This is a genomic window from Aquabacter sediminis (assembly GCF_028863665.1).
GTDB lineage: Bacteria > Pseudomonadota > Alphaproteobacteria > Rhizobiales > Xanthobacteraceae > L1I39.
In genome coordinates this window covers 146,566-172,129 of the sequence record NZ_JARBFX010000003.1, presented here as the reverse complement: position 1 = coordinate 172,129, position 25,564 = coordinate 146,566, and the positions used below count along the sequence as shown (strand labels likewise).

24 protein-coding genes are annotated in these 25,564 nt (G+C 67.8%); 11 read left to right on the top strand and 13 right to left on the bottom strand.

The annotated features are described in order from the left end of the window. The 10 genes from PV781_RS06520 to PV781_RS06475 all read right to left on the bottom strand — a co-directional run bounded on the left by PV781_RS06520 (position 1) and on the right by PV781_RS06475 (position 10,269). A complete protein-coding gene (locus tag PV781_RS06520) occupies positions 1-831 on the bottom strand; it encodes a triphosphoribosyl-dephospho-CoA synthase (protein ID WP_274774824.1) in 831 nt (276 codons plus the stop codon). Further along, positions 828-1,718 (bottom strand): RimK family alpha-L-glutamate ligase, encoded by an 891-nt coding sequence (locus PV781_RS06515; protein WP_274774823.1) that lies wholly within the window; start codon positions 1,716-1,718, stop codon positions 828-830. Before PV781_RS06515 ends, PV781_RS06520 begins: the two co-directional genes overlap by 4 nt. A gap of 1 nt (position 1,719) precedes the next feature. Then, positions 1,720-2,682 carry a methenyltetrahydromethanopterin cyclohydrolase gene (gene mch, locus PV781_RS06510; RefSeq protein WP_274774822.1) on the bottom strand — a complete coding sequence of 321 codons (963 nt, stop codon included), beginning with the start codon at positions 2,680-2,682 and terminating at the stop codon, positions 1,720-1,722. 8 nt (positions 2,683-2,690) lie between these two features. Continuing rightward, a complete protein-coding gene (locus tag PV781_RS06505) occupies positions 2,691-3,812 on the bottom strand; it encodes an ATP-grasp domain-containing protein (protein ID WP_274774821.1) in 1,122 nt (373 codons plus the stop codon). Positions 3,813-3,815: 3 nt separating this feature from the next. Then, on the bottom strand, positions 3,816-4,709 hold the full coding sequence (locus tag PV781_RS06500) for an NAD(P)-dependent methylenetetrahydromethanopterin dehydrogenase (protein WP_274774820.1): 894 nt from the start codon (positions 4,707-4,709) through the stop codon (positions 3,816-3,818). An 82-nt stretch (positions 4,710-4,791) separates the two neighbouring features. After that, positions 4,792-5,802: a beta-ribofuranosylaminobenzene 5'-phosphate synthase family protein gene (locus PV781_RS06495; protein ID WP_274774819.1), complete on the bottom strand. Its 1,011-nt coding sequence runs from the start codon at positions 5,800-5,802 to the stop codon at positions 4,792-4,794. Continuing rightward, a complete protein-coding gene (locus tag PV781_RS06490; protein ID WP_274774818.1) occupies positions 5,799-6,233 on the bottom strand; it encodes an HIT family protein in 435 nt (144 codons plus the stop codon). The genes PV781_RS06495 and PV781_RS06490 overlap by 4 nt, the downstream gene beginning before the upstream one ends. A gap of 140 nt (positions 6,234-6,373) precedes the next feature. Then, complete coding sequence (locus tag PV781_RS06485; RefSeq protein WP_274774817.1) at positions 6,374-6,802, bottom strand: c-type cytochrome; 429 nt, start codon at positions 6,800-6,802, stop codon at positions 6,374-6,376. A 158-nt stretch (positions 6,803-6,960) separates the two neighbouring features. Then, complete coding sequence (locus tag PV781_RS06480; protein WP_274774816.1) at positions 6,961-9,270, bottom strand: xanthine dehydrogenase family protein molybdopterin-binding subunit; 2,310 nt, start codon at positions 9,268-9,270, stop codon at positions 6,961-6,963. Positions 9,271-9,528: 258 nt separating this feature from the next. Next, a complete protein-coding gene (locus tag PV781_RS06475; RefSeq protein ID WP_425532367.1) occupies positions 9,529-10,269 on the bottom strand; it encodes a competence/damage-inducible protein A in 741 nt (246 codons plus the stop codon). A gap of 161 nt (positions 10,270-10,430) precedes the next feature. Here PV781_RS06475 and PV781_RS06470 point away from each other — a divergent pair, with 161 nt between their 5' ends. The 3 genes from PV781_RS06470 to PV781_RS06460 all read left to right on the top strand — a co-directional run bounded on the left by PV781_RS06470 (position 10,431) and on the right by PV781_RS06460 (position 13,757). Next, entirely contained in the window at positions 10,431-11,846 is a 1,416-nt protein-coding gene (locus tag PV781_RS06470) for a circularly permuted type 2 ATP-grasp protein (protein WP_274774815.1), read from the top strand. A gap of 90 nt (positions 11,847-11,936) precedes the next feature. Beyond that, on the top strand, positions 11,937-12,887 hold the full coding sequence (locus PV781_RS06465) for an alpha-E domain-containing protein (protein ID WP_274774814.1): 951 nt from the start codon (positions 11,937-11,939) through the stop codon (positions 12,885-12,887). A gap of 39 nt (positions 12,888-12,926) precedes the next feature. Next, positions 12,927-13,757, top strand: coding sequence for a transglutaminase family protein (locus PV781_RS06460; protein ID WP_274774813.1), 831 nt, complete (start codon positions 12,927-12,929; stop codon positions 13,755-13,757). Positions 13,758-13,795: 38 nt separating this feature from the next. On the opposite strand, the gene PV781_RS06455 is transcribed toward PV781_RS06460, so the two are convergent. After that, positions 13,796-14,455 (bottom strand): cytochrome b/b6 domain-containing protein, encoded by a 660-nt coding sequence (locus PV781_RS06455; protein WP_274774812.1) that lies wholly within the window; start codon positions 14,453-14,455, stop codon positions 13,796-13,798. Positions 14,456-14,667: 212 nt separating this feature from the next. On the opposite strand from PV781_RS06455, the gene PV781_RS06450 reads away from it, so the two are divergent. Genes PV781_RS06450 through PV781_RS06440 form a run of 3 tightly spaced genes read left to right on the top strand, consistent with a single transcriptional unit; the run spans position 14,668 to position 16,682 of the window. Then, positions 14,668-15,561, top strand: a complete 894-nt coding sequence (locus tag PV781_RS06450; protein ID WP_274774811.1) for a DMT family transporter — start codon at positions 14,668-14,670, stop codon at positions 15,559-15,561. 24 nt (positions 15,562-15,585) lie between these two features. After that, positions 15,586-16,155, top strand: a complete 570-nt coding sequence (locus tag PV781_RS06445) for a chromate transporter (protein ID WP_274774810.1) — start codon at positions 15,586-15,588, stop codon at positions 16,153-16,155. Then, entirely contained in the window at positions 16,152-16,682 is a 531-nt protein-coding gene (locus PV781_RS06440) for a chromate transporter (protein WP_274774809.1), read from the top strand. The genes PV781_RS06445 and PV781_RS06440 overlap by 4 nt, the downstream gene beginning before the upstream one ends. A gap of 119 nt (positions 16,683-16,801) precedes the next feature. On the opposite strand, the gene PV781_RS06435 is transcribed toward PV781_RS06440, so the two are convergent. Then, positions 16,802-17,326 carry a DedA family protein gene (locus PV781_RS06435; RefSeq protein ID WP_274774808.1) on the bottom strand — a complete coding sequence of 175 codons (525 nt, stop codon included), beginning with the start codon at positions 17,324-17,326 and terminating at the stop codon, positions 16,802-16,804. A gap of 366 nt (positions 17,327-17,692) precedes the next feature. On the opposite strand from PV781_RS06435, the gene PV781_RS06430 reads away from it, so the two are divergent. From PV781_RS06430 to PV781_RS06410, 5 genes are all read left to right on the top strand, one after another. After that, positions 17,693-19,294 carry a DEAD/DEAH box helicase gene (locus tag PV781_RS06430; protein WP_274774807.1) on the top strand — a complete coding sequence of 534 codons (1,602 nt, stop codon included), beginning with the start codon at positions 17,693-17,695 and terminating at the stop codon, positions 19,292-19,294. Positions 19,295-19,410: 116 nt separating this feature from the next. Then, positions 19,411-19,686, top strand: a complete 276-nt coding sequence (gene infA / locus PV781_RS06425) for a translation initiation factor IF-1 (RefSeq protein WP_274774806.1) — start codon at positions 19,411-19,413, stop codon at positions 19,684-19,686. 250 nt (positions 19,687-19,936) lie between these two features. Then, positions 19,937-20,761: an ABC transporter ATP-binding protein gene (locus PV781_RS06420; protein ID WP_274774805.1), complete on the top strand. Its 825-nt coding sequence runs from the start codon at positions 19,937-19,939 to the stop codon at positions 20,759-20,761. Then, positions 20,758-21,567 (top strand): ABC transporter permease, encoded by an 810-nt coding sequence (locus PV781_RS06415; protein ID WP_274774804.1) that lies wholly within the window; start codon positions 20,758-20,760, stop codon positions 21,565-21,567. Before PV781_RS06420 ends, PV781_RS06415 begins: the two co-directional genes overlap by 4 nt. A gap of 18 nt (positions 21,568-21,585) precedes the next feature. Next, complete coding sequence (locus PV781_RS06410) at positions 21,586-22,629, top strand: ABC transporter substrate-binding protein (protein WP_274774803.1); 1,044 nt, start codon at positions 21,586-21,588, stop codon at positions 22,627-22,629. A 546-nt stretch (positions 22,630-23,175) separates the two neighbouring features. Here PV781_RS06410 and PV781_RS06405 read toward each other — a convergent pair. Continuing rightward, the gene (locus tag PV781_RS06405) at positions 23,176-25,260 is read right to left on the bottom strand and encodes a glycosyltransferase family 2 protein (RefSeq protein WP_274774802.1); all 2,085 of its coding nucleotides are present in this window, start codon (positions 25,258-25,260) and stop codon (positions 23,176-23,178) included. Positions 25,261-25,564 lie beyond the last annotated feature (304 nt).

Sequence of the window (25,564 nt, the reverse complement as noted above, 5' to 3'; positions counted from 1 at the left end):
TCACCCTTCCTGCTCCACCAGGGCGTCCGCAAGCAGGCTGGCCACGGTCAGGTCAGCGCTGGTGCCGGGATTGAGGCCGCGCGCCTTCAGGTCTGCGTCGAAGGCGAGGAGACGGGACGTGCGGTCGGCATCCGGCAGGCCCTCAAGGCCGGTGCACACCGCCCGCGCCTCCTTCCGCACCGCCTCCGCGGTGGCGCGGCCGAACTTGCGGCCGATATGGCTATCCGGGAAAGCTTGCAGGAAAGACAGATAGACCGCCTGCGCCGCCCGCGCCGGATCGCCCCGATGGGCCGCCGCCACGGGCACGCCGAGGGCGAACACCTCTTGGAAGCCGCCGGCATATTGCCGGGCGATGAGGTCGCGATCGGCGGCCGCCGCCATGGCGACCCGGAGCGGCACGCAAGCGGGGGCGCGCACATCATTTTCCGCCGTGCCGAGCCCGCCCGGATTGGCGGCCGCGATGGCGCGGAACACGGCCTTTGCGTCCTCCGGCGTGAGCGCGGCGAGCACCGCCTCCACCCGGGCCGCAAAGGGCCGGTCGGCAGGCATCTGCGTTGCAGCCATCACCGGCGCGCACAGGAGCAGGATGCCCAGATTGGTGTTGCAGCCGGCCACTGCCAGCGATGCCGCAACGGCCTGTTCGATGCGGTCACCCACCGGCGCGCCCGCGACCGAGAGGGGGCCGGCAGCGGCGGTCGCCGCGGCCTCGAACTGCGCCACCTCCATGCCGTGGCCGGCGGCGTGCACGTGCACATTGCCCGGCTTCAGGGCCAGGAGCTCCGCCCGGCAGGCTGCCACGAACAGGCGCGCAGTCGTGTCGGGCGCGATCATGCGGGTTGAGGGACGCCGCACAGCAAGGCGGCGATGGGTGCGGCCATGTCCTGCCCGGTGGCCGCGTAAAGCCCGTTCCAGGCGGGCATGGAATTGACTTCCAGCACCAGGAGACTGCCGTCCCGGTCGCGGATCAGGTCGACGCCGGCCACCTGCGCCCCCACGGCCTGCGCGGCGGCGACCGCCAGATCGGCCAGCGGGCCGGTGGCGGGCACGGGCTCGCCCTCGGCGCCCTGATGGATGTTGGTGATCCAGTCCTCATTCACCCGCCGCATGGCGGCTTCCGCGCGCCCGCCCACCACGAACACCCGATAGTCCGCATGCAGGCCCTCCGCGCGGGGTACGAAGTCCTGGAGATAGAACACGCCCTCCACCGCTTCGGCCTCCGGCAGGTCGGTGCGGGGGGAGAGGCGCAGGAGGCCGCGCCCCTGCGAGCCGAACAGCGGCTTCAGCACCGTGTCGCCCGGTGCCGCGTCCACCAGCGCCTGCGCGGGGGCGCGGTCCTGGAGCACGAAGGTGCGCGGGGTGGGCAGGCCCGCGCGGGCGATGAGGAACGAGGTCATGGCCTTGTCCACGCACCGCTCGATGGCGCGGGCGGAATTGACCACCTTCACCCCCAGCGCACCGAGCGCATGGAGCACGCCGAGCCGCAGCGTGATTTCCTCCGTGGAGCCGTTGGGCACGGTGCGCACGAAGGCGGCGGCGGGAAGCTGGTCCTCGAAGCCGGGCAGGATGAGGCCGTGGGCACTCTCGCCGATGGCGAAGCCGCAGCGGGAAAGGGGCACGATGCGCCCCTGCCGCCCCTGGGCTTCCAAGGCCGACAGAAGCCGGCCGGTGTGCCAGTCCGGCTTTTCGGCGAACAGCGCGACGGGCGCGGGATTGCTCATGTCAGCCGCCGAAGGAGCGCACCACCAAAGCGGGGTCGAGCGCTCCGGCGGCAAAGCTGGTGCCATGGTCCACCGCCGTCACGGTGACGCGGGCGGGGGAGAACAGCATGGGATCGATGCGGTAGAAGTCGCAGTCGCAGGCCGCGAACGTCTCGGCGAACTGCTGGCCATAGTCCCGCGAGGTGCTGCTGGGCAGGCTTTGTGCCAATTGCCGCGCCTCGTCCTGCGGCCCGGTCACGAACAGATGCACCTGGCCGCCATAGAGGGTGGCGTCATTGGTGCGGCCCATGGCGGCGATGAAGTCGGGCGCCGGCGGGGGCACCGGCGCGCTGCCGCGCCCGTCGAGGATCCGCTCCAGCGGGAAATGCAGCGCGTGTGCCTTGTGGAGCGCCACTTCCAGCACCCGCGCCGCGATCTGCACCGCGCCGGCAAGGCTGGATGTGGGGGTGAGGATGAAGGTCACCTGTCCCGCCGCGACCGCGCAGGCGCGGGCCACCTCCACCACCACTTCGGGCGGCGGCACCTGGCTGGTCTCCAGCACCAGCGCCACGCTTTCCCCCGCCTCCTTCAGGCCCAGTTCCGCGAACAGCGGCTCAACCGCCGCCGTGGCGCGGCCGGGGCCGGAGCCGAGCGCGAAGAAGTCGCCGGCCGCCAATTTCCATCCCGCATACTGGCTGCCGAGACAGGCGAGCACCGGGTCGCCGGTGCCGACGCTCACCAGGGTGGGGAAGGGATCGAACAACGGGCTTGTCTCGAAGCCCACGGTGCCGAGGCCGCCGAGGCAGATCTCGGCGATGCGCCGGCCCGCCTCCAGCCCGCCGGGCGCGGCGATGCCGGCATCGATGATGCGGGCACCGAGCGGCCCCTCGCTGACCTTCAGGCGAAGGGCGCGGGCATCAGCGGCGAGGGCGTCCACCAGAAGGGCGGCGCGGCGCGCCAGCAAAGGGGGGGCAGTCTGCGTCATGATCCGCCTCACCCGCGCGCTGGCAGGCCCAGATGGGCACGCGCGGCGGCGAGGCGGTCCGCCAGCTTCTGCCGCGCCGCGTCCGCCGTCCCAGCCTTGGCCTTGACGGTGCAGATGGGGCCGCCGGCGGGAATGACGGTGCCGGCGGCGGTGCGGTCATAGATCCCCTCCGGCCAGTCGCCGGGCGGGATCATGATCGGCTCGTCCGCATAGAGCACGGCCGCCGCCACCGCTTCGGCCGGGGTGGGCAGGCTTTTCGGCAGCTTGCCGCCACAGGCGGTCAGATGCAGCGCCAGCAGCGGGGGCAGGGGGTCCACGTCGAAAATGTCGAGGCTGGCGCCGGGGCGGGGATTGATCTCGACGAGCCACCAGCCCTCAGGGCCCACCAGCAGGTCCACCGAGACGAGGCCCACAAGGCCGCAGGCCGTCACCGCAATGATCGCGGCGCGGCGGATGGCCTCGTCGAAGGCCGGGGGCAGCGCCACCGGGCCGGCGGCGCCGCCGAAGCGGAAGGGATGGGCCTCGTCCCCGTCCGACCATTGCCGCGAGGCGCCCACCACCAGGGCCTCCCGGCCGGAGGAGAGGAGGAGGAGCGAATGGGCCTCGCCCGTCACTTCCTCCTGGAGGTAGAAGCCCGGCGCCGGCGGGGAAAGATCGCCCGCCGCGCGGCGGCGGATATGGCCGCCGCCGGCGCCGCCGATCTTCTTTTCCAGCAGGGAGGCCTGTGCGAGCGCGCCCTCGGGGGCGGCGAGGGTCACGCGCGGGAAAGGGATCTTCAGGTGCCCGCACAGGGCGGCCATGGCCAGCGGATCCTTCATCACCCGCACCGTGTCCGCCATGTTGCCCAGGATGGGATTGCGGGCGCCGATGCGGGTCATCAGCCCCGGATCGTCCTCGAACCCGCCGCCCAGCACCACCGGCAGGCCCGGCGGGGAGAGGGAAGCGAGCGCCTGGATCAGGTCGTCGCCGTCAAAGGCGAAGCCGTCCTTCTTGTGCACGCGCACGCAGCGCGCCGCCTTGGAACAGGTGTCGAGGTCCGCGAACAGATCGAGGGCAAGGGCCGAGAAGCCGGCGCGCGCCGCACTGGCGGCCAGCGGGCGGGCGGACAGGGCAATGACGGCAAGATCCATGGGCTACACCTTCAGCTCGCGGGCGAGGGCGAAGGCCTCGTCGAGGCCGATGAACAGCGCATGCTCGGTTTCCCGCATGCGCTTCAGCAGCAGGTGCTGCACCTGGTATTTCAACTGGCCGATGGCCAGCGCGCCGATCCCCACCCCATGGGGCAGGGGCGCGGCGGCATCATGGGCGCCGATGCCGGCAATGCCGGCGGGCGGCACCGCATTCACGTCGGCGGCCACCTTCAGCCGCGTGGCGGCGGCGAGGTGCGCGGCGCTGAGGATCTCCACCCCCGCCTTGCCGGCGGCCAGGATCACCTCCGCCTCCGGCACGAGGGCGAATTTCTGGGCCTCGTCCGCGCCCTCCGCGCAGGCGAAGGTGACGCCGAAGCGGCGGGCATAGTCCTGAGCCTTCAGTTCCACCGCTCCGACCTCGCGATGGCTGACCAGCGTGACATGGGCGCCCGCGCGCGCGGCGATGATGGCGGCGACCCCGCCCACCACGCCCGTGGCGCCATAGACCTGCACCGCCGCGCCCTGCAATCCCTCCGGCCGGGTGGCTTTGAGGGCCTGTTCCACCCGCGCGATCATGGCGGCGGCGGTGGTGAAGGCGCCGGCGGGGTCCGGGAAGATGGAAATCTCGAAGGGCGGGAAGATGGACTGGCGGGCGATCTCCGCCATGTCGAGGGCAAGCCCCGCATCCTTGCCGCCGATGAACAGCCCGGTGCGGGCGGCGGCGGAGGGAGCGCGGGAGAACATCATGTCCTGCACCAGGTCGCGCACCTCATCCAGCGTCACGCGGGGATAGGGGGCCAGGTGCACATAGCCGGCATCCACCGCCATGTTCACGTCGAACGGGCTCACATGGGGCAAAGGCGAGATGAGGTGAAGGATGGGGGCGGCGTCCGCCATGGCCGTACGGCTCCGTGCTGGGGAAACAACGGGACAGCGGGTGGCGAGGCAGAGCGCGGGAATCCGGACCGCGGATGCGGTCCTAGAGGTCCACCACGTCTGCGCCGCGGTTGTTTCCCCGCACGCAATCAAAACCCAGATTGGCCTTGGCAGCATAACGGCTGCGCAACCGGGATGAAAGCGCCTCGGCCTCTTCCAGGCTACCCAGAATGGCAAATCCGGTGGGCCCCCAGGAGCTCTGGCCGATGCCCGCAACCCCTTCGGCGGCAAGGAACTCCATCACCTCGGCCACGTCCGGGCTGGAATAGCGCCCGCCGCCCTGCGCCGCGGCATAATGGTCGCCCAGATGCCGCTGGATCTCGCCCACCGCCGCGCCGAATCCCTGCACCGCGCCTTCTGCCAGGGCCGGCAAGGCGCGCATGAGGGTAAGGTGGCACAGATGCGCGGCCAGGTCTTCGGGGAAGGGCGGCAGGCGGCCCATGGCTCGGGTCTCCGCCTCGCCGGAAAGGCCGGCGCGGGCGGTGTCGGTGATGAGGAGGATACGCCAGTCGTCCGGCACCGGCAGGCGGGCGATGACCGGGGGCGGGGCGTCGGCGTCGCCGCCCACCGCCTTGCCGCCATCGACAACCACGCCCCCCGCCATGAAGGCGGCAAGGCCGATGGCCGAGCGCCGGCCCCGGCCCAACGCGCCGGCAAGGGCGCGCGGATCATCCGGGCGCCCCTTCAGCCGCGCCATGCCGGCGGCCACCGCCAGCGCCAGCTGGGTGCCGGAGCCAAGGCCGTTATGGGCGGGCAGGGCGGTTTCCACGGTGATGGCGAGGGGCCGGGAGGCGCCCGTTGCGGCGCGCACCGCATCGCGGGCCTTCCCCGCCCGCGCGCTGTCGGGGCCGTCGAGGCTGTCCCTCTGCGCAGGCGCGAGATGGACGCTGGTGACGGGGCGCTCCAGGGTCAGGCCCAGGGAGCCGAAGCGTCGGCCGAGACTGCCGCCAAGATCGAGGAAGCCGAGATGCAGCCGGGCCGGGGCGGTGACGCGCACGGCGGCCGGAACTGCGCTCGCGGGGCCGTCCGGGCCCTGCGTGCGGCTCCCGGTCACTGGGCGAGCGCTGCCTTCAGCTTCTCGGCATGCTCCGCCAGCACGGCCATGTCTTCCTTGATGCTGGCGGCGGGCTTCATGGGCACGCCGTCATGGCGGGGAATGACATGCACATGCAGGTGGAACACCACCTGGCCGCCGGCCGCCTCGTTGAATTGCTGGACGGTCACGCCATCGGCGGCGAACGCCGCCTTGCCGGCACGGGCGATCTTCTGGGCGACCTTGGCCACATAAGCGAGGTCTTCCGGGTCGATGTCGAGGATGTTGCGGGCGGGCGCCTTGGGGATGACCAGGGTGTGGCCGGGGGCGCGGGGCATGATGTCGAGGAAGGCGTAGGTCTTCTCGTCCTCATAGACCTTGAAGGCCGGCAACTCGCCCCGCAGGATCTTGGCGAAGATGTTGTTGGGATCGTAGGCGGGCGCGTCGCTCATCGGGGGCCTCCGGCGATTGCTTTGGCTTTCGCATCGCAGGCGGTGCGCGAAGGGTCAAGCCCCCCGCGCGTCGGCGCGGGGGAGGTCCGGCGCGAAAACGCCCGGATCACCAGGATCCGGGCGCAGGGGAAGAGGGCGCTTCAGCGCGCCTTATAGGTGCTGTGGCAGGTGCGGCAGGTCTGGGCGACGGCCGAAAATGCGCTCTTGAAGCCGTCGGCGGTGGCGATGTTGGGGGCGCCCGCCGCCACGGCCTTGTTGAAGGCGGCCAGGTCCGCCTCGAAGCCGGCGCGCTTGCTCCACACGGCCGGCAGGGCCTTGGTGTCACCCTTGTCGGAGCCTTCGGGGAAGAGCGTGCCGAACTTGGCGCCGCCCTCGGCGAAGGTCTTGAAGATGGCGGCGGCCTTGGTGGCGTCGAAGGGCGCCTCGCCCTTCAGCATGGCCGCTCCGGCGCCGGTCTGGTCGCCGATCTGCTTCATGATCGCCTGCCGCTCCTTGATCGGGTCGGACTGGGCGCCGGCAGAGACCGCGACAAACGGCAGGACAAGGGCAGCAAGGAAAAGGGGACGCATTATATGCTCCGTCTGAAATGACGCAGCGTTATATGAAAGGCGTCCTATCCAGGGCTAGTGCCCTAACGTCACGCTTGCGCGAGCCGGGGGCGTCGCACCCGCCGGCCCCTGCGTCGCAACGCTTTGCTTCCGCTCACGCTTGCGCGAGCGGAGCGGCGTCAGTGCGATACGCCCGCCGCAGCAATGGCCTCTCGCACGGCGAGCGGGGTCGCCGGCATGTCCAGGTGCGCGATTCCACACCCGCGATGAAGCGCATCCACCACCGCATTCATCACCGCCGGGCAAGCGCCGATGGTGCCGGCTTCGCCCGCGCCCTTCACGCCCAGCGGATTGGTGGTGCAGGGCACGTTGCGGGTTTCGAAATGGATGGGCGGAATGTCCTGCGCGCGGGGCAGGGCATAGTCCATGAAGGAGGCGGTGAGAAGCTGGCCCTCCTCATCGAAGACCGTGCGCTCCAGCAGCGCCTGGCCGAGGCCCTGGGCAATTCCGCCCTGGACCTGGCCCTCCAGCAGGACTGGCGTGACCACCGCGCCGAAATCGTCCACCACCGTATAGGCGACCACGCGCACCTCGCCGGTGAGCGGGTCGATCTCCACCTCGCAGGCATGGGTGCCATTGGGATAGGTGGCTTCCGGCGGCGCGAAGGCGTCCTGGGCGGCGATGGTGTCTTCGCTTGCTTGAGGAAGCGCGGCGAGGGCGGAGAAATCCAGGCGCCGGTCGGTGCCGGCCACTTCGACGCCGCCATCCACCAGCTCGATGTCGCCGGGATCGGCCTCGAGCGCGTCGGCGCCCAACTCCCGCAGCTTCTGGGCGAGGCGCCGCGCCGCGCCGGCCACCGCCGCGCCACCCACGGGAATGGAGCGCGAGCCGCCGGTGCCGTGGCCTTCCGCCGTGTCGTCTGTGTCACCCTGGAGCACCCGCACCTGGTCGAGCGGCACCTTCAGGTGAGCGGCGGCCAGGTGTGCATAGGCGGTCTTGTGACCCTGGCCGGAGGATTGTGAGCCGATGCGCAGGGTGAAGCCGCCATCCTTATCGAGCCGCAGGAAGGCCGGCTCGGGCAGGCCGCCGCCGCAGGCCTCGATATAGGTGGCAAAGCCGAAGCCGCGCAGCAGGCCGCGCGCCTTGGAGGCCTCCGCGCGGGCGGCAAAGCCGGCATGGTCGGCCTGTTCCAGCGCACGCGTCATGTGGCCGTCGAACTCGCCGCTGTCATAGAGCCGGCCGGTGGCGGTGGCATAGGGCATGGCGGCGGGCGCGATGAAGTTGCGCCGCCGCAATTCTTCCGGCGGCAGGCCGATCTGGCGGGCGGCCGCATCCACCAGCCGCTCGATCACATAGGCGGCCTCCGGGCGCCCGGCGCCGCGATAGGCGTCCACCGGCACGGTGTGGGTGTAGATGCCGCGAATGCGGGCGAACACGGCCTTGATGTCATAGACCCCCGGCAGCATGCGGGCGCCGCCCACCGGCACGAAGGGGCCGTAATAGGCCAGATACGCGCCCATATTCGCTGCGGTCTCCACCCGCAGCGCCAGGAAGCGGCCGTCCGTGTCGAGGGCCAGTTCCGCCTCGGTGATGTTGTCGCGGCCCTGGGTGTCGGCCTGGAAATGCTCGCTGCGGTCGCCGATCCAGGCGAGCGGCGCATTGAGGCGCCGGGCGGCCAGCGCCGCGAGGGGATATTCCGGGAAGGGGAACATCTTGGTGCCGAAGCCGCCGCCCACGTCGGGGGTGACGACACGCAATTCCTCGCGCGGCCATTTCAGAATCTTGTCCGCCACCGCATTGCGCAGGAGATGGCTGCCCTGGCTGCCCAGCGTGAGCCGTACGCGGCCGCTCTCCTCCACCTCGGCGAGGACGCCGCGGGTCTCCATGTAATTGGTGATGACGCGGTTGTTGACGAGGCGCAGGCGCACCACATGGGCCGCCTTCGCGAAGGCGGCGTCGGTGGCCGCCTCATCACCGATCTCGCTGGTGAAGGCGACGTTGCCGGGCCTCTGCGGCCAGACCTGCGGCGCATCGGTGGCGGTGGCGCGGTCGAGGTCGGCAATGGCGGGCAGGGGCTCCCATTCGATCTCCAGCGCCTCGCCGGCGTCGCGGGCGGCATCGGCCGTATCGGCGACGATGAAGGCCAGGGGCTCGCCCACATGGCGGACCACCCCTTTGGCGAGGATGGGGTGCTCTGGCTTCCAGAGGCGGGCCTCACCCACGATGGCAATGACGGCCGCCACCGGCAGGCTGCCGCAATCGGCCACGTCCTCCCCGGTCATCACGAGGCGCACGCCCGGCATGGCCTCCACCGCCGCGCGGCCGGTGATCTCGAACCGGGCATGGGCATAAGGCGAGCGCACCACATGAGCGAAGGCGGCATTCACCTTGGCGGCGGCATCCGCCACGAAGCGGCCGGCGCCGGTGAGCAATGCGGGGTCTTCGAGCCGGGTATAGGGCTGGCCATGTCCGAACTTCATGGACGTCATGGGGTCACTCCGGCTCGAGCGCGATCCGCTCAGATTGCAACGATCCGAGCGGATCGCGCTCTCTCACGTTGAAAAGAGACGGGTTCACCGACCGCGCTGGATCGCAAGACGATCCGCTGCGGTCGGATCCGGCTCTATGGGGATGCCGCCCGCGCCGCCCGCCCCCCGGCGGTGCACGTTCGACCTGTTCCAGATTTGGCGTGGCACGCGCCCGGACGCAAGACAGGCGCGCGAATGAAGCGCGCCCGAGCCATGCCCTCAGCGGCGGGCGACCATGGCCGCCACCGCGTCCCCCACCTCGTCCAAGAGGGCGGCATCGCGGGTGCGCACCACCAGGTTGGTGTTGGGACGGCCGGCTTCGTCCAGGAAGGGATAGGAGCCGATGATGGCCTTGGGATAGCGCTTGGCGATCTCGCCCAGGGGCGCTGCGATGTCGCCTTCCTTGGCATTGGCCAGCACCGTGCGCGAGAGCATGGGCGCGCCCTTGCGCAGCTCGGGAAGGATGGCTTCCAGCATGGCATGCATGATGCGCGGCACGCCGGCCATCACATAGACATTGCCGAGGCGAAAGCCCGGCGCCTTGGAGACGGAATTGACCACCAGGTCCGCCCCGTCGGGAATGCGGGCCATGCGCAGGCGGGCCTCGTTGAGGTCCTTCTCGGCGATATATTCCAGCAGCATGGCGCGGGCGCGCGGGTCCACGTCGATGGAGACGCCGAACGCCTTGGCGATGGCGTCCGCGGTGATGTCGTCATGGGTCGGCCCGATGCCGCCGGTGGTGAAGACATAGTCGTAGCGCCCGCGCAGGGCGTTCACGGCGGCCACGATCTCCGGCTCCTCGTCCGGCACCACGCGGACCTCCTTCAGGTCCACACCGACCTCGGTGAGGCGTTCGGCCACATGGCCGATATTCTTGTCCTTGGTGCGGCCGGAAAGGATCTCGTCCCCGATCACCAACAGTGCGGCCGTGACCGGTTGCGTGTCGTGTGCCGCCATCATGATCCGACCTCCTGCTTGGTACAAAAGCACCGAACGCGCCTTTGCCCACGTTTTGACCAGCCGTTGCCCCGTCTTTCCCCCGACACCTCCCTTGCGGGTGTTGGGTCTTCCTTGGCACGATGCTTGTACATAGGGTGGAATCAAGCGGAGTGGCAGTCCAAATGCGGCGTACTTTCGACGAGATGTCCAGCGACGACGGCGTCATCCGTCCCGCCTATGAGACCCTCAGCAAATGGCTGAGCACGGTTCCGCATGACGTGCTGAACCAGCGCCGCAAGGAAGCCGAATACATCTTTCGGCGCATCGGGATCACCTTTGCCGTCTATGGCGAGCAGAATTCCCAGGAACGTCTGATCCCCTTCGACATCGTCCCGCGCATCATCACCCAGGACGAATGGACGGGCCTTGCCAAGGGGCTCGAGCAGCGCACCAAGGCGCTGAACCTTTATATCAATGACGTCTACGGCAAGCGCGACGTGCTGCGCGCCGGGGTCATTCCCGAGGATCTGGTCTACCAGAACCCGGCCTTCCGCCCGGAGATGAACGGCCAGAAAGTCCCGCACGACATCTATGTGCACATTGCCGGCATCGACATCGTGCGCACCGATCCCTCCACCTTCTATGTGCTGGAGGACAATGCCCGCACCCCGTCCGGCGTGTCCTACATGCTGGAGAACCGGGAGATCATGCTGCGGCTGTTCCCCGAGCTCTTCTCCATGCACAAGGTGGCCCCGGTCGACAAATATGCCGACGACCTGCTGGCCACCCTGCGCTCGCTGGCGCCCCATCGCAGCCACGAGCCCAACGTGGCGATCCTGACCCCCGGCATCTACAATTCCGCCTATTACGAGCACTCCTTCCTGGCCGACAAGCTGGGCGTCGACCTGGTGGAGGGCCGCGACCTCTTCGTGAAGGACAATGTGGTGTACATGCGCACCACGGAGGGGCCGAAGCGGGTGGACGTGATCTATCGCCGCCTCGACGACGACTTCCTCGACCCGCTGGTCTTCCGTCCCGACAGCGTGCTCGGCGTGCCCGGCCTCATGAGCGCCTACCATGCCGGCAACGTCACCCTCACCAATGCGGTGGGCACGGGCGTTGCGGACGACAAGGCCGTCTACAGCTACATGCCGGACATCATCCGCTTCTATCTGGGCGAGGAGCCCATCCTGCCCAACGTGCCCACCTGGCGCTGCCGCGAGCCCGACCACCTGAAATATGTGCTCGAGCACCTGCCCGAGCTGGTGGTGAAGGAAGTGCACGGCTCCGGCGGCTACGGCATGCTGGTGGGTCCGAAGGCCGACAAGGCGCAGATCGAGGTGTTCCGCAACAAGCTGAAGCACGATCCGGCCAACTTCATCGCCCAGCCCACCCTGGCGCTGTCCACCTGCCCGACCCTCGTGGAGGAGGGCGTCGCGCCCCGCCATGTGGACCTGCGGCCGTTCATCCTCACCGGCAGCGACAAGGTGCGCATCGTGCCGGGCGGGCTGACGCGGGTGGCCATGAAGGAAGGCTCCCTCGTGGTCAATTCCAGCCAGGGCGGCGGAACCAAGGACACCTGGGTCTTGAACACCTGATCGGGTCTTCGCCCTCTCGCCCGCCCCAGGACGCGCCAACGCGCGGCGCCCCGAAGCGCCGCCTCCCATTCCCTTCCAGATGGTGCCACCATGCTCTCCCGCACCGCAGACAACCTCTACTGGCTGACCCGTTACGTGGAACGCGCCGATTGCCTCGCGCGCATCCTGGACGTGGCGCAGCGCCTGTCCTACCAGCCGGCCTCCCATGGCGGCTCAACCAATGAGTGGGGATCGGCCATCCTCACCGCCGGCTGCTCCGAGCTGTTCGTGGCCAAGCATGGCCCGCTGGAGGAGGCGAGCGAGGAGGCCGTGGTCTCCTTCCTGGCCTTCGATGCGGAAAACCCCGCTTCCATCCGCAATTGCGTGGAGGTCGCCCGCACCAATGCGCGCTCGGTGCGCACCGCGCTCACCTCCGACATGTGGGATGCCATCAACGGCGCCTGGATCGAGCTGCGCGCCTTCCCGGACAAGACGCTGAGCCGGGAGGAACTGACGCGCTTCCTCGCCTTCGTGAAGGAGGCGACCTTGCGCTTCGACGGCGCCATGTACCGGTCCATGCTGCGCAACGACGCCTATTGGTTCGCCCGCACCGGCACCCATGTGGAGCGCGCCGACAACACCGCCCGCATCCTGGATGTGAAGTATCACGTTCTGCTGCCCGACAAGGAGCGGGTGGGCGGGCCGCTGGACTATTTCCAGTGGGCGTCCATCCTGCGCTCCGTGTCGGCGCTGACCGCCTTCCACTGGGTCTATCGGGACAGTGTGAAGCCCTGGCTGGTGGCGGATCTGCTGATCCTCAACCGCGCCATGCCGCGCTCTCTGGCGTCGTGCTACGAGAATCTCACGCGGTCGCTGGACGACATCGCCGAAGCCTATGGCCGCCAGGGTCCCGCGCAGCGGCTCGCCCGCGCGACCCAGGCCAAGCTCACCAATCAGAGCATCGACGATGTCTTCCAAACCGGCTTGCATGAATTCATTTCCGAGTTCATTTCAGAGAACAATCGGCTCGGCGCAGCCATCAATGAACAATATCTGACCTGAGCGCGGCAGGGTCTGCCGCGCCAGTTCCCGAGGGGTCACATGCGTATTCGGATCCGGCACGAGGTTCGCCATCGGCTCGAACCCAATCTGCGGACCGCCACCGCGACCATTCGCGTGACGCCCCGCAACCATGTGGGCCAGCACATCCTGCGCTGGTCCCTGGACATCGTGCCCGACTGCCGCATCTATCCCCAGGAGGATGCGTTCGGAAACCTGACCCACACCTTCTCACTGGAGGGGCCGGGCGAGCAGGTGATCCTGCTCGCCGAGGGCGAGGTGGAGACGCAGGACACCAGCGGCATCGTGCGCGGCACGGTGGAGCGGTTTCCCCCTTCTTTCTTCCGGCGACAGACCGATCTCACCGCTCCCTCCGAGGATCTCCTCGCCCTCGCGGACGAGGTGAAGACGTCGTCCGAGGACGACCTCGGCCGCATGCACGCCCTCATGGCTCTCATCGCCGAGCGGTTCGAGGAGACGCAAGCGGAAGGCCCCGTGCCCGCCGCCGCCGACGTGGCGGAGAAGCTCGCCGGTTCCAGTGCCGCCCTGAGCCATGTCTTCACCAGCGTCGCCCGCATCATCGGCGTGCCGGCCCGGCAGGTGTCGGGCTATGCGGTGGAGGAGGGCACGACGGGCGCCGCGCGCCAATGGGCCGAGGCCCATGTGCCCAAGATCGGCTGGGTCGGCTTCGATACCGGCCGCTGCCTGTGCGCCACCGACGCCTATGTGCGCCTTGCGGTGGGCCTGGACAGCCTGGGGGTCGCCCCCATCCGCGCGCTTGGCGCCACCGAGGAGGTCCAGGTGCGGGCGAAGGACGCCACACTTCCGAGCCGCGGCGGGCCGGGGCAGTCGCAGTCCCAGTCCCAAGGGTGACTGAGGTCAAGGCTGACTCAGGTCGAGGCTGAACCGGCTCACCCCAGCCGCGAGATGCCCCACACCACCGCCGCCGCCACCGCCAGCAGCGCCAGAGCCAGCAGGGCAGGGCGCATGCGCGGGGCGGCCTGCGTCACGGGCAGGCTCTTGAAGCCGGTCACCATGGGCCGCACCAGGTCCTGCCCCTTGAAGGCCGCATAGGCCAGGACGGCCGCCACATGGAGCGCGGCCGCAAGCAGGATCAGGTTGAAGTTGAATTCATGCCATCCGGTGAGGGTGTCCGACAGGCCGCCGACGAAATGGGCGAGCGGGCCTTCGGTGAACACGCCGTCATTGGAGAACAGGCCAGTGCCGGTCTGGACCAGCAGCAGCGCGAGCAGCACCAGCACCATCAGCCCGCCGGCCGCATTGTGGCCCACCTCCCGGTCGGGCTCGCGGCGCAGGAAATGGGAGAGATGGCCGAGCGCGGCGCCCGGGCCCTTCACGAATCGCGAGAAGCGCGCGGTGTCGCTGCCGAACAGGCCCCACAGGATGCGGAACAGCACCAAGGTGAGGATGGTGTAGCCACACCGGAAATGCCAGTCGATGAGCCCCAGCTCGGCGGTGAAATAGGCGGCGATGATGAGCGCCACCAGCGACCAATGGAACAGGCGGGTGGGCAGGTCCCACACTTTGGTGCGCTGCAGCGGCTGGTGCATTGAGGGTCCTCGCGAGCGGGCTTGTTGGGGCGCCTTTACGTTAGGGCGAAAGGCTACGGCAAGGAATAAGGCTGTGATTGGGCGGTGCCCGGCGCTGACGTGCCGGCTCGCTGGGCGGGCATGCCATTGTTGCATGACACAAATTTAAGGGAAGCAGGTATAGGACGAAGGGCGCCGCGGGACCTCTTCCGCCGGCCCAGATTGATCCAGATATGCGCCCCTCCCTCGGCATTTTCCTGCAGCTTTGCGCGACGCTTGCGTTCGCCATCATGTCCACGCTGGTGCGTGGCGTCGCCGACGAAGTGTCGAGCGGCCTCGTGGTGTTCGCCCGCTCCATGATCGGCCTCGTGCCGCTCCTGATCTGGCTGGGTGCGCGGAAGGAATTGCGCGGGGCATTCGTCACCACGCATTTCGGCGGCCATGTGGTGCGGGGCCTGGTGGGCGTCAGCTCCATGTGGGCGGGCTTTGCCGCTTTGGCCTACATTCCCCTCGCCGAGGCCATTGCCTTCACCTATGTGACGCCGCTTGTGACCGTGGTGCTGGCCGCGCTCATCCTCTCCGAGCGGGTGCCGGCCTATCGCTGGATGGCGGTGGGCATCGGCTTCGTGGGCATCATCACCATGCTCACCCCCATTTTCTCCATGCACGGCATGAAGGCCGAGGGGGCGGCGCTGGGCGTGGGCCTCGCGCTGTTCGGCGCCATCGGCGCGGGATTTGCGGTGACGCAGGTGCGCCGCCTGACGCAGACCGAGACCACCGGCTCCATCGTCTTCTATTTCTCCATCGTGGCCGCGGCGGCCAGCCTCGTCACCGTGCCGCAATGGTCGCTGCCGTCCTGGCACGCGGCGCTCGTGCTGGTGGGTGTCGGGATTTCCGGCGGCGTCGGGCAGATCCTGCTCACCGCCGCCAATCGGTATGCCCCCGCTTCCGTGGTGGCACCGTTCAACTATGCCACCTTGCTGTGGGCGGTGGCCTTCGGCGCGGTCTTCTTCCGGGAATGGCCGCACTGGCTGGTCTTCTGCGGCGCGGCCCTGGTGGTGGCGGCGGGCGCGGGCGTCGCCTGGCGCGAGGGGCGCGTCTCCCACCGGTCCCGAACCCTTCCGTGATTCATCCCTGACGGGGCCTTGCGCATGACGGACGACGCTTCGGTCTCCCCGCTCTCCACGGCACCGGGGCCGAGCGTCCCGGACTTGTTCTTGACCTTCCTGCGCATCGCGCTTTCCGGCTTTGGCGGTGCCTTGCCCTTCGCCCGCCGCGAACTGGTGGAGCGCAAGGGCTGGCTGGACGCGCGGGAGTTCAACGACCTGCTGTCCATCTGCCAGCTCATGCCGGGGCCGAACATCGTCAACATGTCATTCTGCCTGGGCGCGCGCTTCGCCGGCGTCCTGGGCGCGGCGGCGGCGTTTGGCGGGCTGATCCTGGCCCCTTGCGTGATCGGCATCACCATCACCGCCATCTATCTGCGCTACGGGCAGGTGCCGGAAGTCTCGGGCATCCTGCGGGGCATTTCGGCGGCGGCAATCGGCCTGTTCCTGGCGCTCGGACTGAAGATGGCCTTTGCCGAGCGGCGCAGTCCCCACATGCTGGTGTTCGCGGCCCTCGCCTTCGCCGGCGCCGGGCTCATGGGTTATCCGCTGCCTTTCGTCATCCTGGCGCTTGCGCCCTTTTCCATCGCGGCGGCGTGGCGGTGGTCCAAATGACCGGGCGCGATCCCCTCTTCGATCTCACCGCCCACATGTTCCTGCTGTCGTTCCTGGCCATTGGCGGGGCGAACGCGGTCATCCCGGAACTCCACCGCATGGCGGTGGAATCCTATGGCTGGATGGGGGACACCACGTTCGCGGACCTGTTCGCCATCGCCCAGGTGACGCCGGGCCCCAATGTGCTGCTGGTGACGCTGATCGGCTGGTACGTGGCCGGCGTGCCCGGCGCCATCGCCTCCACCCTGGTCATGTGCGTGCCTTCGGGCGCGGCGGCCTATGCCATGTCGCGTCTCTCCCACCGCTACAAGACCGCCCGGCCGCGCATCGCCATCCAGCGGGGACTGGCGGCGCTGACCATCGGCATCGTGCTGGCGAGCGCCTATATCCTGATGGGCGTCGCCGACACCCATGCGCTGGCCTATGGGGTGACGGCGCTGGCCGCCATCGGCTCCCTCGCCACGCGGCTCAACCCCATCTGGCTGATCGGGGTCGGCGCGCTCGCGGGGGCGTTCGGGCTGGTCTGAGGGGCTTAGAGCATGCGCCGATCAGCCTGCACCGCAGGCTGATCGGATCACGCATTCTCTCTCAAGGAGTGAGAGGGCGATTCACCGATCAGATTGATTCAATCTGATCGGATCGCGCTCTAGTAGCCCAGCATCTTGAGCGCGGCGGCGCCGGGCGCCAGCATGGCGAAGGCCCAGACGGCGGCGCTGGAGATGTTGGCCGCCTGGAACGGCACCTGCCCCATGGCCATGATGCCCGCCACCAGCGGCACGATGGCCCGCAGCGGCCCGAAGAAGCGGCCGATGAACACGCCCCAGATGCCGAAGCGGGTGAAGAAATCCTCCGCCCGCACCACCAGGTCCGGCCTGCGGCTGAGCGGCCAGAGCGTCTTGGCCTGGGCCTTGTAGTGGAAGCCGAGCCAATAGGAGATTGCATCTCCCAGCACCGCGCCACCCACCGCCGCGCCCCAGATGGGCCAGAAGGGCAGGCCGCTGGCCTCGATCAGGGCGCCGATGCCGAGCAGCAGGGCCGTGGCGGGAACGAAGATGGAGACGAGGGCCAGGGATTCCCCGAAGGCCAATCCGAAAACCAGGAGCGGGGCCCAGCCTTGATGCTGACGGACGAACTCAAGAACGGGGTCGACATAGGAATGCAGATCGAACATGGCTCCTCCGCACGCCTATGTCGGAAAGGCAGGGCATTTCTTCAAGAGGTGCGCTTTTTCGGCCGCGGAAATGGTTGACGGACGGCCAAGGGGCTCAAGCGCCTTGAAATGACCATGGATCTGCGCCATATGAGCGCTGCAGCAATCAGGCGACGCCCGCACAATCAGGGCGCGGGTTGCTCTCGGGCCGCGTAGCGGAAGCGAGCTGATGGCCGGCCGTGCCGGTGTCACAGGCTTTTGCCCGATTTCGACCAGATGTTTTGCGACAGCCCAGGCCACGCGGGGTGTCATCGACCCTCGCGAACGTGCGCGGTGTGCGGAATGCATCCGCCGCGCCGATGCCGTTCGCCGCATGAAAGTTGTAGCTTGACAACGTTTTCCGAACTCGGCCTTGCCGAGCCTATCGTCCGCGCGCTCACCGATGTGAAGCATGTGACGCCCACGCCGATCCAAGAGCAGGCCATTCCCCAGGTTCTGGCCGGCCATGACCTGATCGGCATCGCGCAGACGGGCACCGGCAAGACCGCAGCCTTTGCTCTGCCCATTCTCGACCATCTCGTGCGCCGTCCGCACACGATCGCCCCCAAGTCCGTCCGCGTCCTCGTCCTCTCGCCCACCCGCGAGCTGTCCGGCCAGATCGTGGAGAACTTCCAGAAGTTCGGGCGCCACATGCGCCTGTCGGTGGAACTGGCCATTGGCGGCGTGCCCATGGGCCGCCAGATCCGCGCGCTGCATCGCGGCGTGGATGTGCTGGTGGCCACCCCCGGCCGCCTCATCGACCTCATGGAAAACCATGCGGTGAAGCTGGATGCGGTGGAAGTGCTCGTCCTCGACGAAGCCGACCAGATGCTGGACATGGGCTTTGTCCATGCCATCCGCGCCATTGTGCGCAAGCTGCCGGCCAAGCGCCACAGCCTGTTCTTCTCGGCCACCATGCCTTCGGCCATCGCCGAGCTGGCCAATTCCATGCTGCACAAGCCCGTCACCGTCTCGGTGACGCCGGCGGCCAAGACCGCCGACCGGGTGGAGCAGCGGGTCATCATGGTGGAAAAGCAGGGCAAGCCCGCGCTCCTGGCCGAGCTGCTCGGCACCGAGACCATCGACCGCGCGCTCGTCTTCACCCGCACCAAGCATGGCGCCGACCGGGTGGTGAACGCGCTGGCCAAGTATGGCCACACCGCCGAAGCCATCCATGGCAACAAGTCGCAGAACCAGCGTGACCGCGTGCTGGCCGCCTTCCGGGTGGGCACCGTGCGCACGCTCGTGGCCACCGACATCGCCGCCCGCGGCATCGATGTGACCGGCGTCAGCCACGTGTTCAACTTCGACCTGCCGAACATCCCCGAATCCTACGTGCACCGCATCGGCCGCACCGCCCGCGCCGGCAAGGAAGGCATTGCCATCTCCTTCTGCGACGGCGAAGAGCGCGCCTATCTGCGGTCCATCGAGCGGCTCATCCGCATGCAGATCCCGCAGTCGGACCGCCGTGGCGTGCCGGCCAGCGTGTCCGTGGTGCAGGGCTTCGTGCCGGCGACGGAAGAAGACACCGAGCGGCGTCATCCGCGCGGCGGCCGTCCCAATGGTGGTCGGCCCAATGCCGGTGGGCGTCCGCCCCGCGCGGGCCGTCCCGAGGGAGGCCGCGGTGACGGCGTGCGGGCCGAGGGCGAAGCCGGCGGCAATCGTGGCCGTGGCGGCGAGCGCCGGGATGGCCGGCCGCAGGAGAAGCGCGCGGGCGAACCGCGCGCCGACGGCCGGACCCGCGACGGGCGCGGCCATCATGAGGGCCGGCCCGAGGGCCGCGAGGGCCGTCCGCATGACGCGCGCCCGGCCGGTCGCCGGGATCAGCGCGGCAGCCGCCCCCAGGGGGGCGCCGGCGGTGAAGGCACCGATATCGGTGCGGTTGGATTTCTGCGGTCTGGACCTGCGCGCGGCGGCAAGCCGGGCTCGGCGTTCAAGGGCCCGCGGTGAAAATTGGAGCACGCGCCGGCCGGCGCGTGCTCTTTCCTTATGATACGGGGTCGCTTTACCAGACAGATGGTTTCATCTAATCGGATCGCCTCCCCGGGGTAGCTGGAGAAGACTATATGGCGAAGGAAGAACTGCTGGAGTTTGAAGGTACGGTCACGGAAGTGCTGCCTGACGGCAATTTCCGTGTGCGGCTCGACAATGACCATCAGATCCTGGCCTATGCGGCCGGAAAGATGAAGAAGAACCGCATCCGCACCATCGAGGGTGACCGGGTGGTGGTGGAGATGTCCCCCTACGATCTCGATCGCGGGCGCATCAACTTCCGTCACAAGGCCGAGGGCACCATGCCTCCGCCCGGCGCACGCCGGCAGCAGAACTTCCGCCGCCGCTGAGGCGCACCGGCGGCTCGGTCCCGGCTTCGCCGAGGCCCGAGGCTGGGCAGCCACTCCTATCGCGACCCGGGCCGCGCCCATGCGGCCCGGGTCGCTTGCGTTTGCGGGCCTGTGTCCCACGCAGAGGCGCAGAGAGCACCGCAAGGGGGCGCCATCCATTCCCCTTGCTTCCGGCGCCGCCCCGCCGCTACCTTCCCCGCCCACAACAGGCCGCATCGACGGCAGGGGAGAGCGAATGGGAGGGGTGGAGATGGCAGGCGCCGCGGCACAGCCGTGCGCCGTGAGCCTGAGCGAGGTGCGCATCGCTTTTCCCGATGCCAAAGGCGGGCCCGGCTATGTGGCTGTGGATGCCGCCTCCCTTCATGTGGCGGACGGCGAGTTCGTTGCCATTGTCGGCCCGACCGGCTGCGGCAAGTCCACCTTGCTGAACGCCACGGCCGGCCTGCTGACGCCCGCCGCCGGACGGGTGGAGATCTATGGCGCCCCTCTGTCCGGCCTCAACCGCAAGGCCGGCTATCTCTTTCAGGCCGAGGCCCTGTTTCCCTGGAAGACCGCCATCGACAATGTGGCCATCGGCCTGGAAGTGGCCGGCACGCCCTCCGCTGAAGCCCATGAGCGCGCCCGCGCCTGGCTCTCCCGCGTGGGCCTCGCCGCCTTCGCCGATCGCTATCCCCACATGCTCTCCGGGGGCCAGAGGAAGCGGGTGGGCCTCGCCCAGGTGCTGATCCGCGACCCCAAGATCCTGCTCATGGACGAGCCGTTCGGCCCGCTCGACGCCCAGACCCGCCAGATCATGGGCAACCTGCTCCTCGACCTTTGGAGCGCCGACCGCAAGGCGGTCCTGTTCGTGACCCACGATCTGGAGGAGGCCATCGCCCTGGCCGACCGGGTGGTGATCATGGGGGCAGGGCCGGCCTCTCGAATCATCGGGGAATGGAAGGTGGCCCTGCCGCGCCCCCGCGACATCTCGGACGTGCGCCTCGACCCCGCCTTCCATGCCCTCCACAAGGAGATCTGGGCGGCGCTGAAGGAAGAGGTGGTCAAGGGCTACCGGCAGGCGGAGGGCGTGGCGTGAGACGGGTCAAACTGCTCTTTCTCCAGGTCCTGGTGGCGGTGGTGCTCATCGGGATCTGGCATTTTGGATCCACGGTGAAGGTGCCCGGAGGAATCGTCTCGACGAAGCCCTTCTTCCCCCTTGATCCGTTCTTCTTCTCCACTCCTCTGGCGGTGTTCGAGCGCACCTGGCGCGACTTCGCCACCGGCGTGATCTGGTATCACCTCGGAATCACCCTTCTGGAGACGGTTCTGGCCTTCGTGATCGGTGCGGTGGGCGGTGTATTGGTGGGCTTCTGGTTTGCCCGCCAGCAATTGGTGGCCGAGGTTTTCGACCCTTATGTGAAAATGACCAACGCTTTGCCGCGCGTGGTTCTCGCGCCTATATTTGCGCTGTGGCTCGGTCTTGGAATCTGGTCGAAGGTGGCGCTTGGGGTCACGTTGGTGTTCTTCATCGTCTTCTTCAATGTCTATCAGGGTGTCAAAGAAGTCAGTCCGACCATTCTGTCCAATGCACGCATGTTGGGTATGAGTGAGCGCCAGTTGCTGAGACACGTCTATTGGCCATCCGCCCTATCCTGGATGTTTTCCTCACTTCACACCGCCGTTGGCTTTGCTCTTGTTGGTGCTGTGGTGGGTGAATATTTGGGATCTGCTGCGGGGCTCGGATATCGCATCCATCAGGCCGAAGGCGTCTTTGACGTTACTGGAGTATTCTCTGGAATGCTTGTGCTGGCCGTGTTCGTTATTTTGATCGACACTTTGGTGACGGCAATCGAAAACCGCCTCATGGTGTGGCGGCCAACCGCTTCCGGACAGCAGAAATAATCGTGGGAGGACAATGGGATGAGCACGTTTTCCAGGACTCGTAGGCAGGTCCTTTCCGCCCTCGCGGCGGGCGCCCTGGCGCTCACCGCCGCCGCGCCGGCCTTGGCCCAGAAGGCTGAAAAGACCCAGCTGACGCTGGGCGTCGGTGGCAAACCCCTTCTTTATTACCTCCCGCTAACCATCGCGGAACGCAAGGGTTTCTTCAAGGAGGAGGGGCTCGACGTTTCCATCAACGACTTCGGCGGCGGCGCCAAGTCACTCCAGGCGCTCATCGGCGGATCGGTAGATGTGGTCACCGGAGCGTATGAACATACGATCCGTATGCAGGCCAAGGGCCAGGATATCGTCTCCGTCATCGAGCTTGGCCGTTATCCTGGCATTGTCCTCGTCGTCCAGAAGGACAAGGCGGACAAATACAAGAGCGTGAAGGATTTGAAGGGCGCGAAGATCGGCGTCACCGCGCCGGGATCTTCCACCAACTTCTTCGTCAACTTCCTGCTCGCCAAGGACGGCTTGAAGCCGGACGATGTATCCTTTGTGGGCGTTGGCGGCGGCGCCTCGGCGGTCGCCCAGATGAAGCGCGGCGAGATCGACGCCATGTCCAATCTCGATCCCGTCATCACCAAGCTTCAGAGTGACGGCGATGTGGTCGTCCTGGCTGATACGCGAACGGAAGAAGGCAACCAGAAGATTTTCGGCGGAACCAATCCTGCCGCCGTGCTCTACATGAAGCGCGATTTCATGGAGCAGAACCCGATCACCACCCAGAAGCTGGTGAATGCCTTCTACAAGTCTCTGAAATGGCTCCAGACGGCCACCCCGGAGGATGTGGCGAAGGTTGTTCCCGAGGAATATCTGCTCGGCGACCAGGCCCTCTACATTGCCGCGGTCAAGGCCTCCAAGCCCACCTATTCGCTCACCGGCATCATCCCCGAGAGCGGAATGAAGAACGCGCTGGGAATGCTTGTCGAATTCGATCCGGAGCTGAAAGCCGCGAAGATCGACTTGCCGAAGACCTTTGATGGCCGCTTCGTCAACAAGGCCGCCGAGACCATTAAGTAGGCCTGTGACGCCGGGATGGCGTGTGAGGAAGTCGCACATTCGGCGAGGTTCGGCCCTTGAAACGCCGATTTCGGCCCCTACATAGGGGACAACAGGCCAATGATCGCGTTTCAGTCGCGGTCTCGGGGGACGGACGGATGTACTCCGATCTTCTTGGCCAAAAGCCGGACCGACCCGGTCCGGCTTGCCTTCCCAACGGATCAAGGCGCAGTGCGCGGCTCCTTCTCACGGGACCGCGCCGCTCGGCACATGCCGCGCGCCGCTTCCGATCAGATCTGGGACGCCGGTCGAAAGGCTGTGGTCTCAACGGGTTACGGACGGATGTACTCCGGGCCCCGCGGGTAACACGTGCCGCCGTCGGCATCGATGCAAGGTTCGGCCAAGGCACATGGTGCTAAGGTCAGGGTCCCGGGATGGACGGACGGATGTACTCCGCCGTTCCGGTGAGCGTGCCGGCCGATCGTTCTGCGATCGGCCCGGCTCCAGCTAAGAAAGGCGGCTCGCTTCGGCGGGCCGCCTTTTCTTTTGGGCTGTTTTTCCTTTGATTTACAAACGGATTTCTGGCGCCGGAATGGCGTCGGTGCGCGAGATCCGTGGCCCCTGCGGAGCGCTCGCCTGCGCCGCATGAAGGCTGGTGCGCGACAGGTTGGGATTATAGTGCGGGTCCACCAGCGTGGATGTGTGCCACAGCGCTTCCATCCGCTGGCGCTGCGCCTTCAGGCGGTTGCGATGCGCCCGCGCCCGACGCCGCCCGCGGGAGGCGGATTCGTGGTGCACGAGGCAGGCGAAGGGTGTCCACACCACCTCGTAGCCGGCATGGCGGACCCTCAGGCATAGGTCTATGTCGTTGCAATCCTCTGCAAATCGAATTGCGTCGAGCGGCCCAACCTCGTCCCAGCAGGCGCGGGAAATCACCAGGCACGCACCCGTGACGGCGCTCACATTGGTGCGGTTCACCAGCCGGCCGAAAGGCCCGGGCGCCTGGGCCGAAGCGTGCGAGAACCAATGCGCCGCATAGCGGAACAGTCCAACGATCACACCGGCATGCTGGATGGTCTGGTCGGGAAACAGAAGCTTTGCGCCCACCACGCCGGTGCGCGGCAGCGCGCTCAGGGCGACCATCTCGGTGAGCCAAGTGCCGTCCACCACTTCGATATCATTGTTCAGCAGGCAGATGATGGAGCCGTGCGAGGCAGCGACACCTGCATTGCAGATGCGCGGATAGTTGAAGTCGCCATCGTCGCGTAGAACAAGAGTTCGCGGCCAGGCGGCCTTGATCTCCTCGAACAGTGCAAACGTCTTGTCTTCCACTGATCCATTATCGACGATGATGATCTCAAAATTACGATAGGCCGTCCGCTCAATCAGCGAACGCAACGCCATTCCCATGAGATCTGCCCGGTCGCGGGTGGGAATGACGATGGAGACCAGCGGCTCAGGCTGCGGCACGGGATAATGCGCTTTCAGAAATCCCTCCGCTGTCACCGTCACGTCGGCACCCAGGATGCGAGACGCCGCAGTGGCTTCCAAGGGTCCAGCGACCTGATGGCAGGGACCGCGCGAACTGAAGGCGACACGGGGAATATGCCGGATGGCACAGGGGGGAAGCGCATCGAGGATGGCGAGGCGCAGCATATGGCGACCGCCGTCCAGCCAGCGGCGCGGCGCGCGGCGCAACGTGTCCACGCGGGCAGCGACGAGGTGGCCGAGATAGTCGGTGGACCGGAGCAGATGGCGATTATAGGCCGGCTTGAAGAAGCCCGCCTGCGGGCGCCCCTGGGCGTCGATCTTCTCTTCGTCGGTATAGACCACCTCGCAGGCAGCGTGTTCCGCAAACGCGGCGCGGATCATGGCGACCGCGTCGCGGCTGGGATATCCACTCAGGGGCAAGTCTGCGATGAGGCCCCCGGTGACCTCGGCAAATGCGCGCGCGACCGGCCCCTGGCTGGCAGGGGCGCCCGCTACCAAACGGCAGCCCGGCGCTCCCGCGAGCATCGCCCGCACGTTATCGAGGAGGTCGTGGGGGGCATCATGGGTGGCCGTCAGGACCCATTCCCACTCCGGATCGCTCTGCCCCTTCAACGCCTCAAACACGGACCTGACATCGTCCCGGGTGCTGGCTGTGTCCAGCACGGTCAGGAAGGTCAGGCGAAGGTCCGGCGCGGGCGCGATGACATCAGAAAAGTCCCCCACATGGGCTGACCGGTAGCGGCGATAGCGCGTGGCCTGCTCCGCCAGACGTGCCGGAGAGGATTCCAGCAAGGCGGCGTGCACGCCCCGCACGTCGCGGGCCGCCGCTGCCGCCTCTCGCCACCGGCGGCGCAGTGGCTCCCCGGTGAAGCGCCCGCGTACGAAGGTGTGAAGCTTCAAAGCCACCTTGCTGCGTGGAAAAAGGCCAAGGCGAACGGTCCGCGAACTCCTGGTGAGGATGCGGGTGGTGCCCTTTGGAATGAACAGAGCGGTGCGCTTGCCCTTCGCATGGGATTGCGCGAGGTCCACGCCCGATGCCGACAGAAAGGTCAAGGCGGCGCGCGGCTCGTGGTCCGGGTCTTGCGGGTCCACCAGAGCCAGGATGAAGGCGCATCCGCCGATGGCGAGGCGCAGGCGCCAGGCAAGCGGCAATACGTGCAACTGAACATCCGGCGACTGCGTGGCAGCCCGAAGCCATACGGGATCGATCTCTACGGCCATCCGTGCCCCTTGCGGACATCCTTGTGCAGCAAGTCTAAAGTCCCTTCCTTATCTTTCCCTTGAAGCACCTCGCATTGATCGACGGCAAGCGCATGACGGGAATGACGAAAGGCCCCTTGACGGGCTGCGGCCGGCAGACTTCAACTCCGCCGGTGCCCCCTCGCTTGAGGTCCGGCCGTTCCTCCCGGCCTGACGCGACCCCGCGCCCGGCTGACATCACGTTCTTCCGCCACGGCGCTGCGCA

What these genes read in the sequence shown, in the direction of transcription:
- PV781_RS06520 (WP_274774824.1), bottom strand. Translation starts at nt 831, where the DNA reads ATGATCGCGCCCGACACGACTGCGCGCCTGTTCGTGGCAGCCTGCCGG.
- PV781_RS06515 (WP_274774823.1), bottom strand. Translation starts at nt 1,718, where the DNA reads ATGAGCAATCCCGCGCCCGTCGCGCTGTTCGCCGAAAAGCCGGACTGG.
- mch (WP_274774822.1), bottom strand. Translation starts at nt 2,682, where the DNA reads ATGACGCAGACTGCCCCCCCTTTGCTGGCGCGCCGCGCCGCCCTTCTG.
- PV781_RS06505 (WP_274774821.1), bottom strand. Translation starts at nt 3,812, where the DNA reads ATGGATCTTGCCGTCATTGCCCTGTCCGCCCGCCCGCTGGCCGCCAGT.
- PV781_RS06500 (WP_274774820.1), bottom strand. Translation starts at nt 4,709, where the DNA reads ATGGCGGACGCCGCCCCCATCCTTCACCTCATCTCGCCTTTGCCCCAT.
- PV781_RS06490 (WP_274774818.1), bottom strand. Translation starts at nt 6,233, where the DNA reads ATGAGCGACGCGCCCGCCTACGATCCCAACAACATCTTCGCCAAGATC.
- PV781_RS06485 (WP_274774817.1), bottom strand. Translation starts at nt 6,802, where the DNA reads ATGCGTCCCCTTTTCCTTGCTGCCCTTGTCCTGCCGTTTGTCGCGGTC.
- PV781_RS06480 (WP_274774816.1), bottom strand. Translation starts at nt 9,270, where the DNA reads ATGACGTCCATGAAGTTCGGACATGGCCAGCCCTATACCCGGCTCGAA.
- PV781_RS06475 (WP_425532367.1), bottom strand. Translation starts at nt 10,269, where the DNA reads ATGATGGCGGCACACGACACGCAACCGGTCACGGCCGCACTGTTGGTG.
- PV781_RS06470 (WP_274774815.1), top strand. Translation starts at nt 10,431, where the DNA reads ATGCGGCGTACTTTCGACGAGATGTCCAGCGACGACGGCGTCATCCGT.
- PV781_RS06465 (WP_274774814.1), top strand. Translation starts at nt 11,937, where the DNA reads ATGCTCTCCCGCACCGCAGACAACCTCTACTGGCTGACCCGTTACGTG.
- PV781_RS06460 (WP_274774813.1), top strand. Translation starts at nt 12,927, where the DNA reads ATGCGTATTCGGATCCGGCACGAGGTTCGCCATCGGCTCGAACCCAAT.
- PV781_RS06455 (WP_274774812.1), bottom strand. Translation starts at nt 14,455, where the DNA reads ATGCACCAGCCGCTGCAGCGCACCAAAGTGTGGGACCTGCCCACCCGC.
- PV781_RS06450 (WP_274774811.1), top strand. Translation starts at nt 14,668, where the DNA reads ATGCGCCCCTCCCTCGGCATTTTCCTGCAGCTTTGCGCGACGCTTGCG.
- PV781_RS06445 (WP_274774810.1), top strand. Translation starts at nt 15,586, where the DNA reads ATGACGGACGACGCTTCGGTCTCCCCGCTCTCCACGGCACCGGGGCCG.
- PV781_RS06440 (WP_274774809.1), top strand. Translation starts at nt 16,152, where the DNA reads ATGACCGGGCGCGATCCCCTCTTCGATCTCACCGCCCACATGTTCCTG.
- PV781_RS06435 (WP_274774808.1), bottom strand. Translation starts at nt 17,326, where the DNA reads ATGTTCGATCTGCATTCCTATGTCGACCCCGTTCTTGAGTTCGTCCGT.
- infA (WP_274774806.1), top strand. Translation starts at nt 19,411, where the DNA reads ATGGCGAAGGAAGAACTGCTGGAGTTTGAAGGTACGGTCACGGAAGTG.
- PV781_RS06420 (WP_274774805.1), top strand. Translation starts at nt 19,937, where the DNA reads ATGGCAGGCGCCGCGGCACAGCCGTGCGCCGTGAGCCTGAGCGAGGTG.
- PV781_RS06410 (WP_274774803.1), top strand. Translation starts at nt 21,586, where the DNA reads ATGAGCACGTTTTCCAGGACTCGTAGGCAGGTCCTTTCCGCCCTCGCG.